Below are 16,634 nucleotides of genomic sequence, written 5' to 3' on the forward strand. Positions count from 1 at the left end.
TCCCATTTATGCTTTAATTTGCAAACTTAATTTTGAGTAATCCTCTCGTTTTTAGTGAAACTTTCGCTCAGTAAATTCGTACAAATAACTAAGAGGTGATAAGGATGACTGAACAACTCCAATTATTTTTTCAGAATGTCGAAAAAATCCGCCTTTATTTTGGCTCAGAATCGACGCCATTTGAAAAAGAACTCGCGCTTAAATTAACCGTGCGTAATATTCCTTTTTATTATGAAGACTATGAGAAGGTTGTTCAACAAGTTAAAGCCCATACAAAATGGTATAGTAGTGCTCGCGTAGGTCAAACAATCTATCATAATTACTATGTACATTTCGCCAAAACCCCTGATCAAATCCAGCACACATTACATATGTACAAGCAGTTAACGAAGCACTTTAAACGCAATGAACAAACATACTTAGCCGCCATGTACATGAAGCAGGAAGCCGACATAAAAAGATTGCAAGCGCTCATTCGTGAATTAGCACAGCTACCGAGTTTATCCTATGCTACACTAAAGCTCTCCACAACGGCCTTGCTACTCGCCCGCGAAAATGACGTTACAACGCTTGCCCAAACGTATGAACGCTATTACGAGAAACTTCTTGCATATGGCTATGAGCAAGTAGATACAACCAAAATGAGTGCATTGCTATTAACATTCGGTACAGGCATATATTGCGATGAAACAAGTGACCATATACAGCTTATTGCTCACACTATTCGCAAATCCAATGGAAAGCTCGAACGCTGTCATTACAACACCATTGCGCTATTAGCTTTGGCGAAATTTGACATAGCTCAATTTCCCGCACTCTATGCAATTCACGATGAAATATGCCGTGAGTTAAACATAAAAAGATACGACTGTAACTCTTTGCTTTTAGCAACGCAAATTTATACTTCGAATGAGCCCATCGGTGACCTACCTGAAGATGAGTTAAATTTTTGTGACATGCTGCATATTGATTCTGAGACTATAGGCGATGATTGCGCTAATGACGAGGTAGGGGAATGTTTGTGATTTTCCCCCAATTATAAAGGGCATGCCAGTAAACCCAGCATGCCTCATGTTATTTCATCATCAAATTTTTCGGCTCACATTGTTCAAATTGGCCAATTGCACTTTCTGTCGTTCCTTTTGTACTTCCTAAAATGACGACCGCCTGAGTCATGCCAGCTTTGCATTTCGTAAAAGTATTGCCATTTGCTTCAATCGTACAGTTTAACGTATCAATTGCTGCACCTCCCGCTCGAGATGAGCAGCTATCAAATGTCGAATTATGAATTGAAATTTCTGCATCATACGTATGCAAAGCACCTGACATTTCAGCACGACTTTCTTTAAAATGACAGCTGTTCATCACTAATTTAACCTTTTGGATTTTACCTGTGATGCGACTAAAGAAGTCTCTTTTCCTCATATGGCTTGCTTCGGTCCCTGCAATATACATACTACCGCCCTTACCAAGCGTCGAGTTATGCTCGAACACACAATTTCGCAATACGAAATGATCGCTATTCGTAAAGTAAATAGCCCCTCCACGCTCCTCATCAAAGCATTTTTCAAACGAGCATGTGTCGAGCTCCACTTTGGCATTATTCATTTCAATCGCACGCACATTATTCGCCCCGAAGAAATGCACGTCCTGTAATATTGTAAGACCCACATTGCGTAAAGATAGCATGGTTTTATTGGCATCCATGGAAGCGATAAACTGTGCCCCATCCGCCTTTAATAAACCACCATCTACAATAATGGTTGCCTCATTGCCAAACGTCACCTTCATCCCATTTAAATCAAGTTCAGCACCTTTGCCAACAATAACTTCCCCGTTTAAATAGGTCGCATAGCCCAGCTTTTTCTTTTGCCCTGATAGTAGCGTCATCTGCATTAATCGTTCCTGATATTCAAAGCCGGGTATAAAATACGGAAGCTCCTTTAATGGAATCTCGACATTTTGCTCGAAAGCTGCCTGTACAACCTTTGTTGCCACTTCGACATCCTTCTTCAGCATCGCTAAACGGAAGCCACGAATGAACTGTACCTCTTCATAGCTTAGCTGCAAAAGCTCTTCAAATAAGACAAGTAGTTCCTGTTCCTTTTCAGTAATTTTTCGATCCTTTTGCGCGTAGTCATATAAATCGAGCATGAATAAATATTTATGCTTTGCCTCATTTAAATTTTGTAATACTTTATGTATGGCATCGGTTTCTGCTTCCATCGCCACTGAAATCGAAAGCTTTTTAAATTCAGCAGGTAAATCGAGTGCGGCAATTTGTTTTTTTAATACATCCTTTGCCATCTCACTTGGATAACCATTTACACAGACAAGCATGGCATAGCCAATCGCATAGGTTTTGCGGAATTGAATTGCTTCGTTTGCAAGTGGGTGCTTTTCATCTAATAACTCGCGCTTTACTTGACGTAAATTATCTAAAATTGACATATTGTCCCCTCCAAATTTGACTAACAGGAAATCTTCCTCACTCTATATAACGGTTAATTTCCAACAATTTGTACTTTATTTCCCAAGAAATAATGACTATCGACAAAAATCTACGGCAATTGCCCCGTTTTCACACTAAACATGTCTGTTTAACAAAAAAATTCACACCGCTCAATTTGACGATGTGAATTTTTTTAGTCTTATTTAGTTTTGCGTTCGTTTGCGTATTCCGCTGTTGCAGTAAATACGATATCCGAAGAAGAGTTTAATGCCGTTTCACAAGAATCTTGGATGACACCGATAATAAAGCCAATCGCAACGACCTGCATCGCCACATCATCCGAAATACCGAATAAGCTACATGCTAACGGGATTAATAGTAACGAGCCACCTGCAACTCCTGATGCACCCGCTGCTGAAACGGCTGATAATACCATTAAAATAACTGCTGTAAAGAAATCCACTTCAATTCCTAATGTGTGTGCTGCTGCCATCGTTAAAATTGAAATCGTAATGGCTGCACCCGCCATATTAATCGTTGCCCCTAAAGGAATCGATACAGCATAGGTATCTTTATTCAACTTCAGCTTTTCAGCTAATGCCATATTCACTGGAATATTTGCTGCCGAGCTTCGCGTGAAGAATGCCGTAATCCCACTCTCTTTTAATGAGGCTAACACTAATGGATATGGATTGCGACGTGCCGCCACAAATACGATCAATGGATTGACTACTAATGCGACAAAAAACATAGTGCCAACTAAAATGACAATTAAACGACCGTATTCTGCTAATGCTGAAATCCCTGTTGTCGATATCGCTTCAAATACAATTCCCAAAATACCAATTGGTGCTAAACTAATAACCCATTGTACAATCTTTGTTACAGCTTCTGATAAGTTGGCAATCACCGTTTTTGTCGAATCATTAGCTGATTTTAAAGCAATCCCTAACACAACAGCCCAAGCTAAAATGCCAAGATAATTGGCATTTAACAGTGCACTTACGGGGTTCGTTGTAATATTGAATAATAAGGTTTCTAATACTTCTAAAATACCGCTTGGGGGTGCTACATCTTGTGCAGCTGTTTTTAACGTTAAAGTAGTTGGGAAAATATAGCTGACAACTACCGCCACAAAGCCTGCTAAAAATGTTCCCACGGCATATAAAAGAATCACCGTTTTCATATTGTTTGCTTTCCCTTTAGCATGTGAAGCAATTGCGTTAATGACTAACACAAATACTAGGACAGGTGCTACTGCCTTTAAAGCAGAAACAAACAAAGCACCTAAAATCGTAATACCACTTACCTTTTCTGGTATCGTAAGTGCCAATGCAACACCGATAACAATACCAATAATAATGCGGTTTACTAAATTAATGCTATTCCATTTATCGAATAAATTTTTCATAAGCGCCTCCGCAATTCGAAGTTGTTACATACTGCTAATCGGAAACAGTTGAAAGATACAAATGAATCGGAAAATAAATTCATATCTATTTGAAGCTCCTCGTTTATAACACTTCTGTTTTCTTAATTTTGCTATTTAACAATAATAACTTGTATTTTCTATTAATACAACTGTATCTTCCAAACGGACAACTCTTAATCTACCCCGCACCTCTTAAAATCCCTCTCATACGAAAGGTTTCATTTCCATACGAGCAGAAAAATACGAATAAAATAAATCTCAAATCACCAAAACATCCACCACATGCGTACATTCTGCAAATATTTTTCTGTTACGTTCGTGTTACTTTAAAGAAGATAGAGGCTAACACTTGTTGAAAGAGCATCCCAAAAACAACGGGCATCGCTACCTTTGATGGGAAATAGGTGGTTGCAATGACAACACCAACTGCAATATTCCGCATCCCTCCATTAAAAATAAAGGTTACTTGATTTGCCTTTGATTGTAAAAACAGCTTCCCTAGTGTGAGTGCAAACAAATAGCCTGACATCGCAACGAATAATACAGTCCCGATAACAAGTGCTAACTCCGTGTTGATATTTTTCACATAGGGTGCGATGGCGCTACTATTAATCATAATGATGCCAAATAAGCATAGCTTCGAGATGAATGCAAACGACTGATTAAAGCGGTTGCGCAGCTCCCCTTTCGTCCATTCATTAACCAGCATACCGAGTAGCGACGGCAAAACAATCATAATCATTAAATCGATCATTAGGGCCGCTGTCTCTACATGAATAGCCTCACCAACAACAATATGTAAAAGTAGTGGCATTAATATTGGCGCAAGCAATGTATCAATCAAAATAATCGCCAAGCATAATGGTAAATTTCCTTTACTAATCGTGACCCAAATAACGCTTGTAACCCCTGTTGGAACAGCTACAGATAGTATAAAACCAATCGTTAATAAATAATCTTCGAATACTAGCTGCGCGACTGCATACGCCCATAACGGCATTAAAATATGTAAAAAGGCAATGACAAATAAAATCGATTTCGGATACATTTTAAATACTTTAATGTCACGAAATTTCAAGCTCAAACTACTAATAAACGTCATAACGGCAAATAAGATAGGTACTAAAAATAAAAAATGACTCCCTATTTGTTCAAGTAGCACACCTAGTACCAAACTAAGTGGCGTTAAAATCGGCATATAGCGTTGAATGAATTGATTTAGTTGTTGAACCATAATATGTCCCTCATTTCATACGGAATTCATTTCCTTATAACGTCTAGAATATTGACTATAATTTTTCCTTAGCCTCGCTTAAGAATACACCTTTTTCAAAAAAACTGTGATTTTTTAACCTAATTTTAACCTAACTCTTCTATCCTAATAACTAATAGGAAATTAAATTGGATTATGTTAAAATTCAACAAAATGATAGGTTGCTCAGAATTTTCAGAAATTAATAAAACTATAAAAACAAGAGCATTATTCTCTACTCGATAAAGGAGCTGTTGCCAATGATTACCGAAACGCATTTATTACATCCGCTATTGCTTCGAAAATATGTGGAGCATTTTGAGCGCATGATGCTCGTCCAACCGATCGAGCATCATTTAACCGAACAGCAGGCACTAGAATTACTTGTACAGCTTCAACAAAAGACCAAAAATAATCCGTGGCTCTTTCAGCCTGTTGATATAATCCATTTTCAGCAGCAGTATGTCGTTGTTTATGAAGACTTTTTGGGTCAATCATTACAGCACTATCAGCAAGAGCAACAGCTATCCTTACATGAAATTATTCAAATCGTTTTGGAGCTGACGAATGCTTGTATTAGTTTTCATCAGCAAGGTGATACAATTGAGTATTTTTCACCTCGTTTGATTGCCATTCAGCCGAAGCGTCATAAAATAAAATTAGTTGCAACACTGACAGCCAAACGCGCGGTTACACCGATCCATGCGCATAGCTCACTGCAAAATTTACAGGAAATCGTCTATCTAGCACCAGAGCAAACAGGGCGAGTGGAGACAGAAATTGATGAACGTACTGACCTTTATATTATCGGTACTATCCTGTATGAGCTTCTGACAAAAACACCACTATTTAAAGCAGACAATGTTAGCGATGCGCTCTATTTTGTATTAACCAAAACACCAAACGAACATTTACTTGAAGAGAATTGTCAACTAAAAGTATTACAAGATATCACATTAAAGCTATTGCGAAAAGATAAAGTCGAGCGTTATCAATCGGCAATGGGGCTACGTCATGATTTACATAAGGCGATGGATTTACTCATACAGCATCAATTCCATGCACATTTTGCTCTTGGCGAACAAGATACACCGCTACAGCCAATGTTTTCATCCAAGCTATACGGACGAGAAAGCGAGCAAATTGTTTTACAGCAGGCCTATAACAAAGCAAAAGCGGGGCAAAAAGAAATCGTTTTTATTAAAGGGATTTCTGGAATTGGAAAATCCACACTCGCCAAATCATTAATGAAGCAAATTATTCAAGATCAAGGCTATTTTTTAGAAAGTAAATTCGAACAATTACAAGAGCAACACTCCTTTTCACCTATTGTCGAGCCTCTTCGAAAGCTATTGCAGCAAATTTATTTGGAGGGGGAGCAGTCGATTGGAAGCTTTCAAATAAACATGCGGGAAATGGAATTAACACTAACCGACAGTTTAATTCAACTCATCCCTGAGCTCGAATGGTTTATCAACGAAGATTGTCGCATCGTACAAGAAAGCAAGCAATATACGCTTCAATTAAACGCATTTATTTTTGCTTCCATCGCAAAAATCCTGCAAATATTTGCACGTTTAAAAAAGACACTTGTCATCTTTATTGATGATATCCAATGGGCCGAAACTGAAGTCATTCAAATTTTAGAGCAAATCTACAACCAATATGAAGATGGTCATTTACTATTAATCATCGCCAGTCGCGAGGAAGTCGGGCAGGCCAACAATGAACTGCTACTTTGGCAAAAAGAGTTAGCTGCTTTTAGCGTGATTCACGTTCGATTACTTTCTCAAAATCATATTTTTTCAATCGTGAGTGATAGTTTAAAATCCCAATGTGAAACGGCCCACATCGTAGCACAGCGAATTTTTCAAATGACGCAAGGGAATCCTTTTTTTGTCCATGAAGTTTTAAGAATTTTTATTAAAGACAAGACCGTCTACTATCATTTAAAAAACGGTTGCTGGGAGTATGATGTAGAAAAGCTTCACCAAAATATCGGCAACACGGACCTTTTCAGCTTTTTAGAAAGTCGCATGAATATGCTGTCAGAAGCGGCCTTATCTTTGCTACAGATCGCATCTTGCTTCGGCCATCAATTTAGCTTTGAGCTTTTATTAAAATTCATCCAGGCCCCTTACTATGAAATACTATCTAATTTGGAAGAGTTAATATCAAATGGCTTTATTCAAGCACTGGATACATTCTTAGATTTTAAACATGAAGCGATTATCGAAAATAGCCAGCAGTTAAACACGATGTACTTTCAATTTGTGCATGACCGTATTCAACAAGCGGCCTATGAAACGCTGCCTTATGAAATGCGTTTAAGAACACATTTTGCTATTAGTCAACTTTTACGGCAAGATGTTGAACGCGAAAATCATTTGCAGGCGCTCGTTCGACAACTCAATCATTGTATGGAGCTCCTTTCTACTTCTGAGCATCAGCAATTAGCTCTTTGGAATTATGAGCTAGGCATTAAGGCAATAAATGCAGGTCTATATAGTAATGCGCGCCAATACTTCAAGCAAAGCCTACATTTTTTACCAGAGAAAAAATGGCAGTCTATGCGCGAAGAAACGATCCAAATCTATATGTCTATCGGCGAATGTGAATATTTAGTTGGCAATTATGAGCTATCCAAGCAATATATTTCTGAGGCGCTAGCACATGCACAAACAAAGCTTGAGAAATTAAAAATTTATCGCTTAATGTCTCTTATTTTTATTGAAGAGGAAAATTCAGAGCTCGTATTAAATGCGGGATTACAAGCAATGGAGCTATGTAATCTCAACATTAAGCTCGAACCGAAAACATGGGAGGTTGCCAAAGAGTTCATTCTTGTTAAAATGGCACTTCGCAATAAAACAAACGAACAGCTCTTGAACTTGAAGCCAATTGAAAACGAAGAAATCGATGTGGTCATCCAAATTATGATTAACATCGTAAGTAACTCGTTCCGTATTAGCCAAAACTTAACGGGGATCATTCTACTACGGTTAATGCGATTGCAATTACAATATGGTGCCCCAACAGAAAGTGCCATTGTCTTTATTAACTATTCGTTATTGCTCATTACAGGCTCAAATGATGTACAAGAAGCATTACGTTACGGCAAACTAGCTATTTCGATGGCAGAGGAAACAGAAAATACCTATATTAAATCACGCGTCTATTTTATATATAGTATTTTCTTAAATCATTGGGAAAGTGATTTTGAAACGAGTATAGACTATATGAGAAATGTCCAACAAAATATGGAGCAGCTAGGTCTTTACTACACAGTTACTGCTATGTCCTGTTTTGTAAGCAGTGCAAAGCTATTAGACGGGCGCTCCTTACAAGAAATTTCTGAGGAATTGAGCCTCCAGCAAACTCTGTATGAAAAATACCCAAGTGTTTTGGCGATTGATTTTTTAGAGGAATTTAAGCACTGGGTTCACGTCTTAAAATCCCCTGGTACGGAGCCAGTTTGGGATTCCCATATTACGTTAAAAAATGATGAGGCGGTATTAGTCATGCATTATACGCTCCGTCTGCGCATGGCCTATTTATTTAAAAATGAAGCACAAATAAAATTATTGCTAAAAGAGTTAGCAAAACAAAGTGAAGAAGTTTACTCTTTACCAACAACACCGATTTATCATTTTTTCCGTACGCTTTGCTCTATGGACTTTTTACAAAATCGCCAATCACATCATTTTTCGCAAAACGTATTACGGAAAGAAATTGCGGCGAGCTTGCGTCATTTTAAACATTGGGCAAAGCATGCGCCACATCAATATGAGCATCTGTATATGGCGTTAGTAGCGGAGACCTATGCCTATAAAAAGCAGTATAAAAAGGCGACCCAAGCCTACAATGAAGCGCTACAGCTAGCAGAAATCTACCAATTTGGCCATGATGCAGCCGTTATTCATGAACGACTCGCATTGCTTTATATAAGCCAGCAAGAAGTAACAAAGGCCACTTATCATATTACGCAAGGGATTGAAAAGCTTCGCGAATGGGGAGCAGAAACGATAGCTAATAATTGGGAGCAAAGCTATTCCGATTATATTACAACTCGTGTAGTCAAGTCGTTGCCGATTCTTTCCTACGATATGATTAACCTGTTCGATGCAACCCATTTGTTAGCAAATGAGGATTTTAATACAGATCAATTATTACAGCAAATGCTACAAACGATGCTAAAACAGGCGAATGCCACTTCTGGGTACTTTGTTCGCTATGTGAATCAGCAATATTTTATATTAGCAAACGTAACAAGCAATCAACAGCCTACACCTTTATCATTGCCCGCTCAGCTTGCCGATCCTTCAATGAAAATTATATTCGATTATGTACTGCAGCTTGGTGAAGCGTTTGTGATTGGAAATTTAGATAAAGACCCAGCGTATGCTCATATGAAGCGTTCAACGAAATCTGTGCTCTGTATGCCAATCAAATACAAAGGGAAAATTCAAGCATTTTTATTTTTAGAAAATCAATTATTAGTCAATGCCTTTAGCCATGTGCAGTTAGAATTATTACGCCTTATCGCGACACAGATGGCCGTGTCCTTGGAAAACCTAGAGATATACAATGAGCTTGAAAATCGTGTACAGGAACGAACAACAACACTCGATCAAATGAATGTTTCATTAAAGGAAGTCAATGAACGCCTAGCAATTAATGAGCAGGAGCGCAAAAAATTATTACAAAGTATTTCGCATGAATTGCGTTCCCCTTTAACATCGACATTGGGGTATATTGAATCCATTTTGGACGGCGTTGTCAATGAAAAGGAACAGCAAATGCATTATTTACGACGCAGCCATGAGCGTTTAATCTCTCTTAATCGCTTAATTCAAGATTTATTTGAGCTAGCAAAATTAGAAGCCGGACGCATGGAATTTACATTTACGTCGCTTTCAGTTCAGGAATTTTTCGAGCAATTTGCCTATCGCTTTGAATCGAATGTATTAGAAGCGCAATTGGCTTACTCTGCTTCAGCCAATTTAGAACCGAATCACTATGTAAATGTCGATTTACTGCGCGTAGAACAAGTGATTTCAAATCTCGTTTCAAATGCTATTAAGTATACAGAAAAAGGCCGTGTCTCGCTGAAGATGTCGATAGAAGGTGAGGAGCTCGTATGTATTATAGAGGATAGTGGCATCGGCATTCCTGAACATGAACTGCCATTTATTTTCGATAGTTATTTCCGCGCCTCTAATTCAAGTGTGCTTAATTCGCACGGCATCGGTCTTGCTATTTGCAAGGAAATTATTACACAGCTTCAAGGAAAAATCTTCGCAGATAGTAATGATACAGGCTCGCGCTTTTATTTTACACTACCTATTCACCATTAATTTTTGAATTGCTGTCAATCTCCTATGCCTTTGAATAGGAAATCCTACATATTCTATGTTATTTTTATGATAGGGCATTTAAGGAGGCGTTTGTTGTGTCACTTTCTAAAAGTGGTTACTTAACATTATTTGTCGGCATTATTTTATTAGTTGCTTCGATTTTTTTCACAAGTGATTGGGGTTTAACGGCCTGGATGATTTTATTCATCATTAGCCTGATCCTTTGCACTGTAGGAATCATTATGCTAATCGTTCATTTAGTGCGTCAAATAAAAGAAGACAAAGCACGAAAAACACAATAAAAATAGGGGTAGCTAAACATTAATTTTAGCTATCCCTTATTTTATTGATGCTTTACCGAAATAATTTTTACCGCTTCCTCATATTGCAGGCGTACGGTTTTCCGCGCTAGTATAGAGCTCTTTGCTTTCACTGGAACAAGTTTCTTTTCACCAGCTAGCTCAATTTCTACTAAAAAACATTTCGCACCACATTGCATCCTTACCACTCTCCTCCTTTCATTATAATTCCTTGAAAAACTTTACGCGAATTATAGACAAAAATGATCGAATGTAAAAACAGCTTTTGGTACACTAATAGTAGACATGCCACTGTCCATGGAGGTGAATACAATGAATAAACGAAAACAGGCACTTTGGGGTTTTATTATTGGCGATGCCTATGGGGTGCCGATGGAATTTATGGAGCGGGATACATTTAACGTACACGATATGATCGGCTACGGTTGCTGGGATGTCCCTGCAGGCACGTGGTCAGATGATAGTGCCATGACACTAATTACAATCGAACATTTAATAGCAGATACTTCCCTCGCAGACTTAAAGAAGGCCTTTTGTGATTGGGCTTATCGTGGCTATTGGACTTATAATGATGAGCCTTCATTTGATGTCGGTTTAACCATCTCAGAAGTGCTTAATCGCTGGGAGAAAAACGGGCCATTCGAGCAGGCAAAAAACGATGAAAACAGCAATGGAAATGGCGCCTTAATGCGAATTTTACCCATTGCGCTTTATAGCTATAAGCGTAGTATCGAGGAACGCTATGTAACTGATTATGCAACACTTACACATGGCCATATCCGTTCGACGCTTTGCTGCATGCATTATACATATGTCGTACATCATTTATTAGATGGTTTGTCGATGACAGAAAGCCTTAAACAGGCAAATCAACAATTATTTCCTTTCTTTAAGGACTATCCAAATGAAAAACCACATTTTGAGCGAATCTATTCCATCCATCAACTCACACGTGATGAGATTAATAGTAATGGCTATGTTATGCACACACTTGAAGCTGTTTATTGGAGTATGCTTAACAGTACTAGCTATTATGATACGATTTTCAATGCGGTTCATCTAGGAAGCGATACCGATACGGTTGCTGCGATTGCTGGGGGACTTGCTGGCATTTATTATGACAAGCTCAATATTCCAGAGGATTGGATGGAGCTCATTCCTAAGCGTGAAGAAATCGATACACTATTAGACCGCTTTGTGAAAGTCATATTTTAACTAAGCACAGAGGGTCTACCTAAGAATTACTTCTCGGGCAGACCCTTTCATGCGATTATTAGTCAATATCAGCTGACGATTTAATAATATCTCCATTATACAATTGAGCTTTTTCATAATCCTTTTTATCTACTTGTAATACAAATGTATGTGGCATCCCTTCTGAATCACAATTTTCGCCGCTGCTTTCTAAAAGTTGTACAGCTAAATAATTATTAACATCATAAGTACCGTCCACTGCAATTCCACAGCTACCTGAATAAGTAACAATAAAAATAGCCATATATTTTTCCATGTCTAGTTCAAAGCCATCTACTTTAAATCGTCCCTTTAACGCCTCTAGCTGCGCTTCGTTTTTGGCATAAGCAATATGTGGCACAAGCGATTCATAAATCGGTGAAATTTTTTCTTCATATTTAATAATCTCAAATGGGACAGATTGATTTTCAGTAAACATTGGCCCCTTATCCTCTTTAGCACCACAGCCTGCTAATAAAAGCATCGCTACTAATAATACATATTTTTTCATATAAGTATTCCCTTCTGTTTGTTAACTCTATCCTTTGTGATTTTAGTCAATTTCTGATGAATTATCAAATTTCTACTGTTTTAAAGTATTTTGTTTGATTTGGTTATCCACACCGTCATGTATTTTCTAGCTTGACCATTAATTATTGAAGCGGCAATTTTCAAGCATTGTTAAAACTGTTTAAATTGTGTAATCGTCGGTAACTCACTTTCGATAAATTCTACTCCTAATAAATTACCTAAAGGAAATAGCATATGTTTCATTTCTTTCGTGACATACATTTTTATTGGTCTGTTCGGCAGCTCATTTAAAAATTTCCAAAGTAGTTTTTGACACACACTTGCTGTTTTTGGAAAAGGCAACATGTCCTGCGCAATTATTTCACCTGTTTGCTGATTCATCACTAACAGCTCAATCGGATAAATTTGTCGCTCCCCTACTTTTTGAAAATTATTTTCTGACAACTGGCTATAGCTGACATCAAACTCCAATATAACTGGGAGCTTTGGTTTACGTTGAAAATACTTCTTTTCAATATCATTGATCGCCACATATAGCTCAATGATTGGACTAGAATCCACTTCTATTGACGAAATATCCGCAAACTGACCATCCTGCTGTACAGCAATTAATGGAAATACAAGTGGCTGCTGTTGCTGTGGGAATCGCCATTGTTCATTATAGAACTCTGTTATTTGAATCATGGCCCTCACAGTTTTTAGTAGCAATGCAGCATCATCATGTTTTGGCCAAGTGGGTACAGCTCCTGGCATGTATCGTCGAAAGCGAATCCAATTATTTTTCCCTTGAAATTGAAGCCCATGATTTTCAATGACTTCAACATCCTCCTCATTTAACATGGCTCGGTCGATAAATTGAAGCGCTATCGCCTGCATATTCAATGTAAATTCTGCTGATTGAATCGTTCCATTTAGTATTTGTCTTAATGTTTGCAAGCCTTGCCCACCGTTGTAAATCATCAAGCCATAGTCCTTTTTAGCTTCCCCCAGTATTTGGATAAATACCATTCCTTCCAAGTCTAAAAAATCGAGTACTATGATTTCCCTCTGATCGAAATGCTGCCACGGCTTCATTTGGTTGAGCCTACTTGCAACATGAAATAATTCTGTATAGTCAACCGCACCAAAGTATTTAGTGTTCAGGCTAGCATAGTGCGCATTAATATGTGCTAAATCTAAAGGACCCAAATCATTTGTCACGATATCTCCCTTGCCTTCTAAGCATTCGATTTTTTGCTTGCATTCATTTTTTAATTGTTCCAGCGTAATGTGAAATTTAATATGATTGTCCATTAATAATTGAACTTCATCCTCCACTGTCACAAAATACTCCGTGATTGTCGTCGTTTTCATCTTTCTTTGCTGCAAGTGAACGGGATCAAAGGTAATAATTTCTGTATCCACTGGTACACCATTTTTACGGATTACAACAAAATTACTAAAGCCTATGTCCAATCGATCTAAATCAAAAGCTTTATGAATTACTTCTTCTAAATCGCTAAAATACAATGTTTTAGGCATTTGAATTTTACGATAAATGGTTGGATTTTTAATGCATTTTATGTGCAAGATCAACATCGCGCTCAACCTTCCTACTATCGATTATTTCCATTCTATTCCCGATTTTTTATAGAATGAAAAGAAAATAAGAGCCGTTTTGAAATTTAATGCACAAAAAAGCGAACACCCCATTTCGAGCGTTCGCATGATTTATTATTTTAATACTTTTCGTAAGTAATCAATTTCTCCATCTCTCACTTCATGCCCACCATCAACAAGTTTCAACATTGTATTTGGGAATTGCTGCTCAAGCTGCTTACTCAATTTCATCGTATCACCAGGAATCGCCAGTGTATCCAGTGAACCAGCAGTGATATAAATTGATACATCGCTTCCCTCTTCAAACGTATAGCCTAAATTTGACGGATGCATTAGCACAAGACAATCCGCTATTTTTGGTGCCTTTTCTAAAATCCCTAAAATAAAGTTCGCCCCATTCGAATAGCCTAGAAACGTAATCTTCTCTGCATTTGTAGGTTTCATTTGCTGCCACGTCTTAAGAAATTCCTCAACGCGCTCATTGAAATCCGTGCGTTCGAGCATGCCTTTTTGTAATGGCGCAAAAAAGCGTCTACTTTCCCCTGAACCGACAGTGCCAATCATTGATAAAATATTGGCATTTGGTTCAATATCTCCTGCGATTTGTAATAAGCTAAACTCATTGCCCCCCGTTCCATGAAAAAGTACAATCCATTCATTTAATGGGCCATCTATGCTAAAATAATCCACAATTACATCTCTCCCTATACTATTTTTAAGGATGTGCGACAATTGACAAGTCCAATTATTCACCATGTTTCTGTCATTAACCGCGACAGTAAACAATCATTCGAGTTTTATCATAAATTACTTGGCCTAGATTTTCTATTAAAAACTGTCAATCAAGACGATATGGAAATGTATCATTTATTTTTCGGTGATACAACAGGACGCCCTGGTACCGAATTTAGTGTATTTGAAATGAAGAATGGTGCGCAAAAAACTTACGGCACAAACGCATTAGAGCGTACAGTTTTCGCGGTACCTAGTGAAGCTTCGTTAACATTTTGGGAAGCACGGCTGAATTTGCATGGCGTGTTCAACTGCGAAATTGAGAATTATAATGGGAGCAAGATTTTACGCTTTGAAGATCACGACGGGGTGCTGCTCGGATTGACCCCTGTTACGATGCATGAAGATGAGCCATACTCTCCCTATGAAACAGCGGATATACCAGTAGAGCATGCCATTTTTGGTATTCATTCCGTACACTGCCGCGTGCGTTATACGAAGGCAACAGCCACATCATTTGAACAACTATTTGGCTTAAAGCAACTGACAACATTTGAAGATAACGGCTATCATGTTACTGTTTTAGGCACAGAACATGCATTATTTAATCAACAGCTGCATTTGTATGAGGATCGTACACGAAACTTAGAGCAAATGGGTGTCGGTGCGATTCAGCATATTGCACTCAATGCAAAAGATCACAATACTTTACTGGAAATTGAAGAAGCTATTTTAGAAAAAAATTTCCGCTATTCTGGTATTAAAAACCGTGAATTCTTCCAATCGCTCTATTACCGCGAGCCAAATAATTTATTAATCGAAGTCGCAACAGAGCAAACAAATTTCAAAAAGGCTGTCATGACAACGGATCATTTAGATGATATCGAGCTATACTTACCACCATTTTTAGAACAGCGCCGTAGCTTTATTGAAAGTAAATTACGTTAACAAACTTAAAAAGGAGATTCCCTATTGTTGTGGGCAATCTCCTTTTTGTAATGTCTGCATAAAGATGTTTTGTAGCTTATTCGGATCAAGCACCGCATCAATCATCGCCTGCAAATAACCATCACGCTCTAGCTTTGCGAAATCCCAAAAATAGCCTTTACTTTTCGCATACGCATGAATGAATAAGCGGATTACACGACCATTTCCTTCACGAAACGGATGGATCATATTCAGCTCTGATTTATAATATGCAAGACGTTGTGCTGCTATTTCAACATTAGGCCAATCCGCTTCTTGCGCTAGCTCGGTAAAAAGCTTTTCACACATAGGTAGAATATATTGCATCTGGCAAAAGCGCGTTTCCCCTTTGATAAGCTGGACTTCGCGAATTTTACCTGCAAATCGATAAATATCCTGAAATAAATAATGGTGCAGCGCCATCAGTGACGCTAGGTTAAAGCTATTCATCGTAAATTTACCGCACTCCATTTCTAAGCTACGCACGGTAAATGCAAATTGCTCGGCAAGTTCTAAATCATCAAAATTATCAATGCCTAATAAATTTTGCTCGAATAAATAGGACTCATCTTCACCAAAATTATACCTTTTCACTATTCACCACTTCTTTAATCATTTCTGCTGTCAGTGATTTTCCTTCGTTGACAATTTCAATTGCTTGCAATGCGACTTCTTTATTAATTTGAAAGTTTTCAAGCGTTAAGTTTTTTTCTACGCGCTTATAGGCGTCGCATTCCAAATGAATTTTAGACAAAAGAAC

The 16,634-nt window shown here is 37.9% G+C and carries 14 protein-coding genes; 5 read left to right on the top strand and 9 right to left on the bottom strand.

Annotation, left to right across the window (positions count from 1 at the left end; translation table 11 throughout):
• The first annotated feature begins 104 nt into the window (after nucleotides 1-104).
• Nucleotides 105-1,025 carry a DUF4003 family protein gene (locus tag MKX47_RS15365; RefSeq protein ID WP_340775846.1) on the top strand — a complete coding sequence of 307 codons (921 nt, stop codon included), beginning with the start codon at nucleotides 105-107 and terminating at the stop codon, nucleotides 1,023-1,025.
• Nucleotides 1,026-1,074: 49 nt separating this feature from the next.
• On the opposite strand, the gene MKX47_RS15370 is transcribed toward MKX47_RS15365, so the two are convergent.
• The 3 genes from MKX47_RS15370 to MKX47_RS15380 form a co-directional block, all read right to left on the bottom strand.
• Complete coding sequence (locus MKX47_RS15370) at nucleotides 1,075-2,451, bottom strand: right-handed parallel beta-helix repeat-containing protein (RefSeq protein ID WP_340775850.1); 1,377 nt, start codon at nucleotides 2,449-2,451, stop codon at nucleotides 1,075-1,077.
• Nucleotides 2,452-2,651: 200 nt separating this feature from the next.
• A complete protein-coding gene (gene sstT / locus MKX47_RS15375; protein ID WP_340775851.1) occupies nucleotides 2,652-3,863 on the bottom strand; it encodes a serine/threonine transporter SstT in 1,212 nt (403 codons plus the stop codon).
• A gap of 331 nt (nucleotides 3,864-4,194) precedes the next feature.
• Complete coding sequence (locus MKX47_RS15380) at nucleotides 4,195-5,118, bottom strand: bile acid:sodium symporter family protein (protein WP_340775855.1); 924 nt, start codon at nucleotides 5,116-5,118, stop codon at nucleotides 4,195-4,197.
• A gap of 278 nt (nucleotides 5,119-5,396) precedes the next feature.
• Between MKX47_RS15380 and MKX47_RS15385 the strand changes: the two genes are divergently transcribed.
• Together MKX47_RS15385 and MKX47_RS15390 are read left to right on the top strand one after the other, a co-directional pair.
• Entirely contained in the window at nucleotides 5,397-10,493 is a 5,097-nt protein-coding gene (locus MKX47_RS15385; protein WP_340775857.1) for an AAA family ATPase, read from the top strand.
• Nucleotides 10,494-10,588: 95 nt separating this feature from the next.
• Entirely contained in the window at nucleotides 10,589-10,795 is a 207-nt protein-coding gene (locus MKX47_RS15390) for a hypothetical protein (protein WP_340775859.1), read from the top strand.
• Between the two features lie 41 nt (nucleotides 10,796-10,836).
• Here MKX47_RS15390 and MKX47_RS15395 read toward each other — a convergent pair whose 3' ends face one another.
• On the bottom strand, nucleotides 10,837-10,992 hold the full coding sequence (locus MKX47_RS15395) for a hypothetical protein (RefSeq protein ID WP_340775861.1): 156 nt from the start codon (nucleotides 10,990-10,992) through the stop codon (nucleotides 10,837-10,839).
• Between the two features lie 133 nt (nucleotides 10,993-11,125).
• Here MKX47_RS15395 and MKX47_RS15400 point away from each other — a divergent pair, with 133 nt between their 5' ends.
• Entirely contained in the window at nucleotides 11,126-12,028 is a 903-nt protein-coding gene (locus MKX47_RS15400; protein WP_340775864.1) for an ADP-ribosylglycohydrolase family protein, read from the top strand.
• Nucleotides 12,029-12,086: 58 nt separating this feature from the next.
• Here MKX47_RS15400 and MKX47_RS15405 read toward each other — a convergent pair whose 3' ends face one another.
• From MKX47_RS15405 to MKX47_RS15415, 3 genes are all read right to left on the bottom strand, one after another.
• Nucleotides 12,087-12,557, bottom strand: coding sequence for a Fe-S oxidoreductase (locus MKX47_RS15405; protein WP_340775866.1), 471 nt, complete (start codon nucleotides 12,555-12,557; stop codon nucleotides 12,087-12,089).
• A 170-nt stretch (nucleotides 12,558-12,727) separates the two neighbouring features.
• A complete protein-coding gene (locus MKX47_RS15410) occupies nucleotides 12,728-14,155 on the bottom strand; it encodes a DUF7309 domain-containing protein (RefSeq protein WP_340775869.1) in 1,428 nt (475 codons plus the stop codon).
• 135 nt (nucleotides 14,156-14,290) lie between these two features.
• Nucleotides 14,291-14,866, bottom strand: coding sequence for an alpha/beta hydrolase (locus MKX47_RS15415; protein ID WP_340775872.1), 576 nt, complete (start codon nucleotides 14,864-14,866; stop codon nucleotides 14,291-14,293).
• A 42-nt stretch (nucleotides 14,867-14,908) separates the two neighbouring features.
• Between MKX47_RS15415 and MKX47_RS15420 the strand changes: the two genes are divergently transcribed.
• Complete coding sequence (locus MKX47_RS15420; protein WP_340775875.1) at nucleotides 14,909-15,856, top strand: VOC family protein; 948 nt, start codon at nucleotides 14,909-14,911, stop codon at nucleotides 15,854-15,856.
• Nucleotides 15,857-15,877: 21 nt separating this feature from the next.
• On the opposite strand, the gene MKX47_RS15425 is transcribed toward MKX47_RS15420, so the two are convergent.
• Both MKX47_RS15425 and MKX47_RS15430 read right to left on the bottom strand, forming a co-directional pair.
• On the bottom strand, nucleotides 15,878-16,468 hold the full coding sequence (locus MKX47_RS15425; RefSeq protein ID WP_340775878.1) for a Fic/DOC family protein: 591 nt from the start codon (nucleotides 16,466-16,468) through the stop codon (nucleotides 15,878-15,880).
• Entirely contained in the window at nucleotides 16,455-16,628 is a 174-nt protein-coding gene (locus MKX47_RS15430) for a hypothetical protein (RefSeq protein ID WP_340775880.1), read from the bottom strand. The genes MKX47_RS15425 and MKX47_RS15430 overlap by 14 nt, the downstream gene beginning before the upstream one ends.
• Between the last annotated feature and the right edge of the window lie 6 nt (nucleotides 16,629-16,634).

Origin of the sequence: Solibacillus sp. FSL R7-0668 (assembly GCF_038006205.1) — a bacterium.
GTDB lineage: Bacteria > Bacillota > Bacilli > Bacillales_A > Planococcaceae > Solibacillus.

Coding starts and splice junctions, on each gene's coding strand:
- MKX47_RS15365 (WP_340775846.1), top strand. CDS start 105: ATGACTGAACAACTCCAATTATTTTTTCAGAATGTCGAAAAAATCCGC.
- MKX47_RS15370 (WP_340775850.1), bottom strand. CDS start 2,451: ATGTCAATTTTAGATAATTTACGTCAAGTAAAGCGCGAGTTATTAGAT.
- sstT (WP_340775851.1), bottom strand. CDS start 3,863: ATGAAAAATTTATTCGATAAATGGAATAGCATTAATTTAGTAAACCGC.
- MKX47_RS15380 (WP_340775855.1), bottom strand. CDS start 5,118: ATGGTTCAACAACTAAATCAATTCATTCAACGCTATATGCCGATTTTA.
- MKX47_RS15385 (WP_340775857.1), top strand. CDS start 5,397: ATGATTACCGAAACGCATTTATTACATCCGCTATTGCTTCGAAAATAT.
- MKX47_RS15395 (WP_340775861.1), bottom strand. CDS start 10,992: ATGCAATGTGGTGCGAAATGTTTTTTAGTAGAAATTGAGCTAGCTGGT.
- MKX47_RS15400 (WP_340775864.1), top strand. CDS start 11,126: ATGAATAAACGAAAACAGGCACTTTGGGGTTTTATTATTGGCGATGCC.
- MKX47_RS15405 (WP_340775866.1), bottom strand. CDS start 12,557: ATGAAAAAATATGTATTATTAGTAGCGATGCTTTTATTAGCAGGCTGT.
- MKX47_RS15410 (WP_340775869.1), bottom strand. CDS start 14,155: ATGTTGATCTTGCACATAAAATGCATTAAAAATCCAACCATTTATCGT.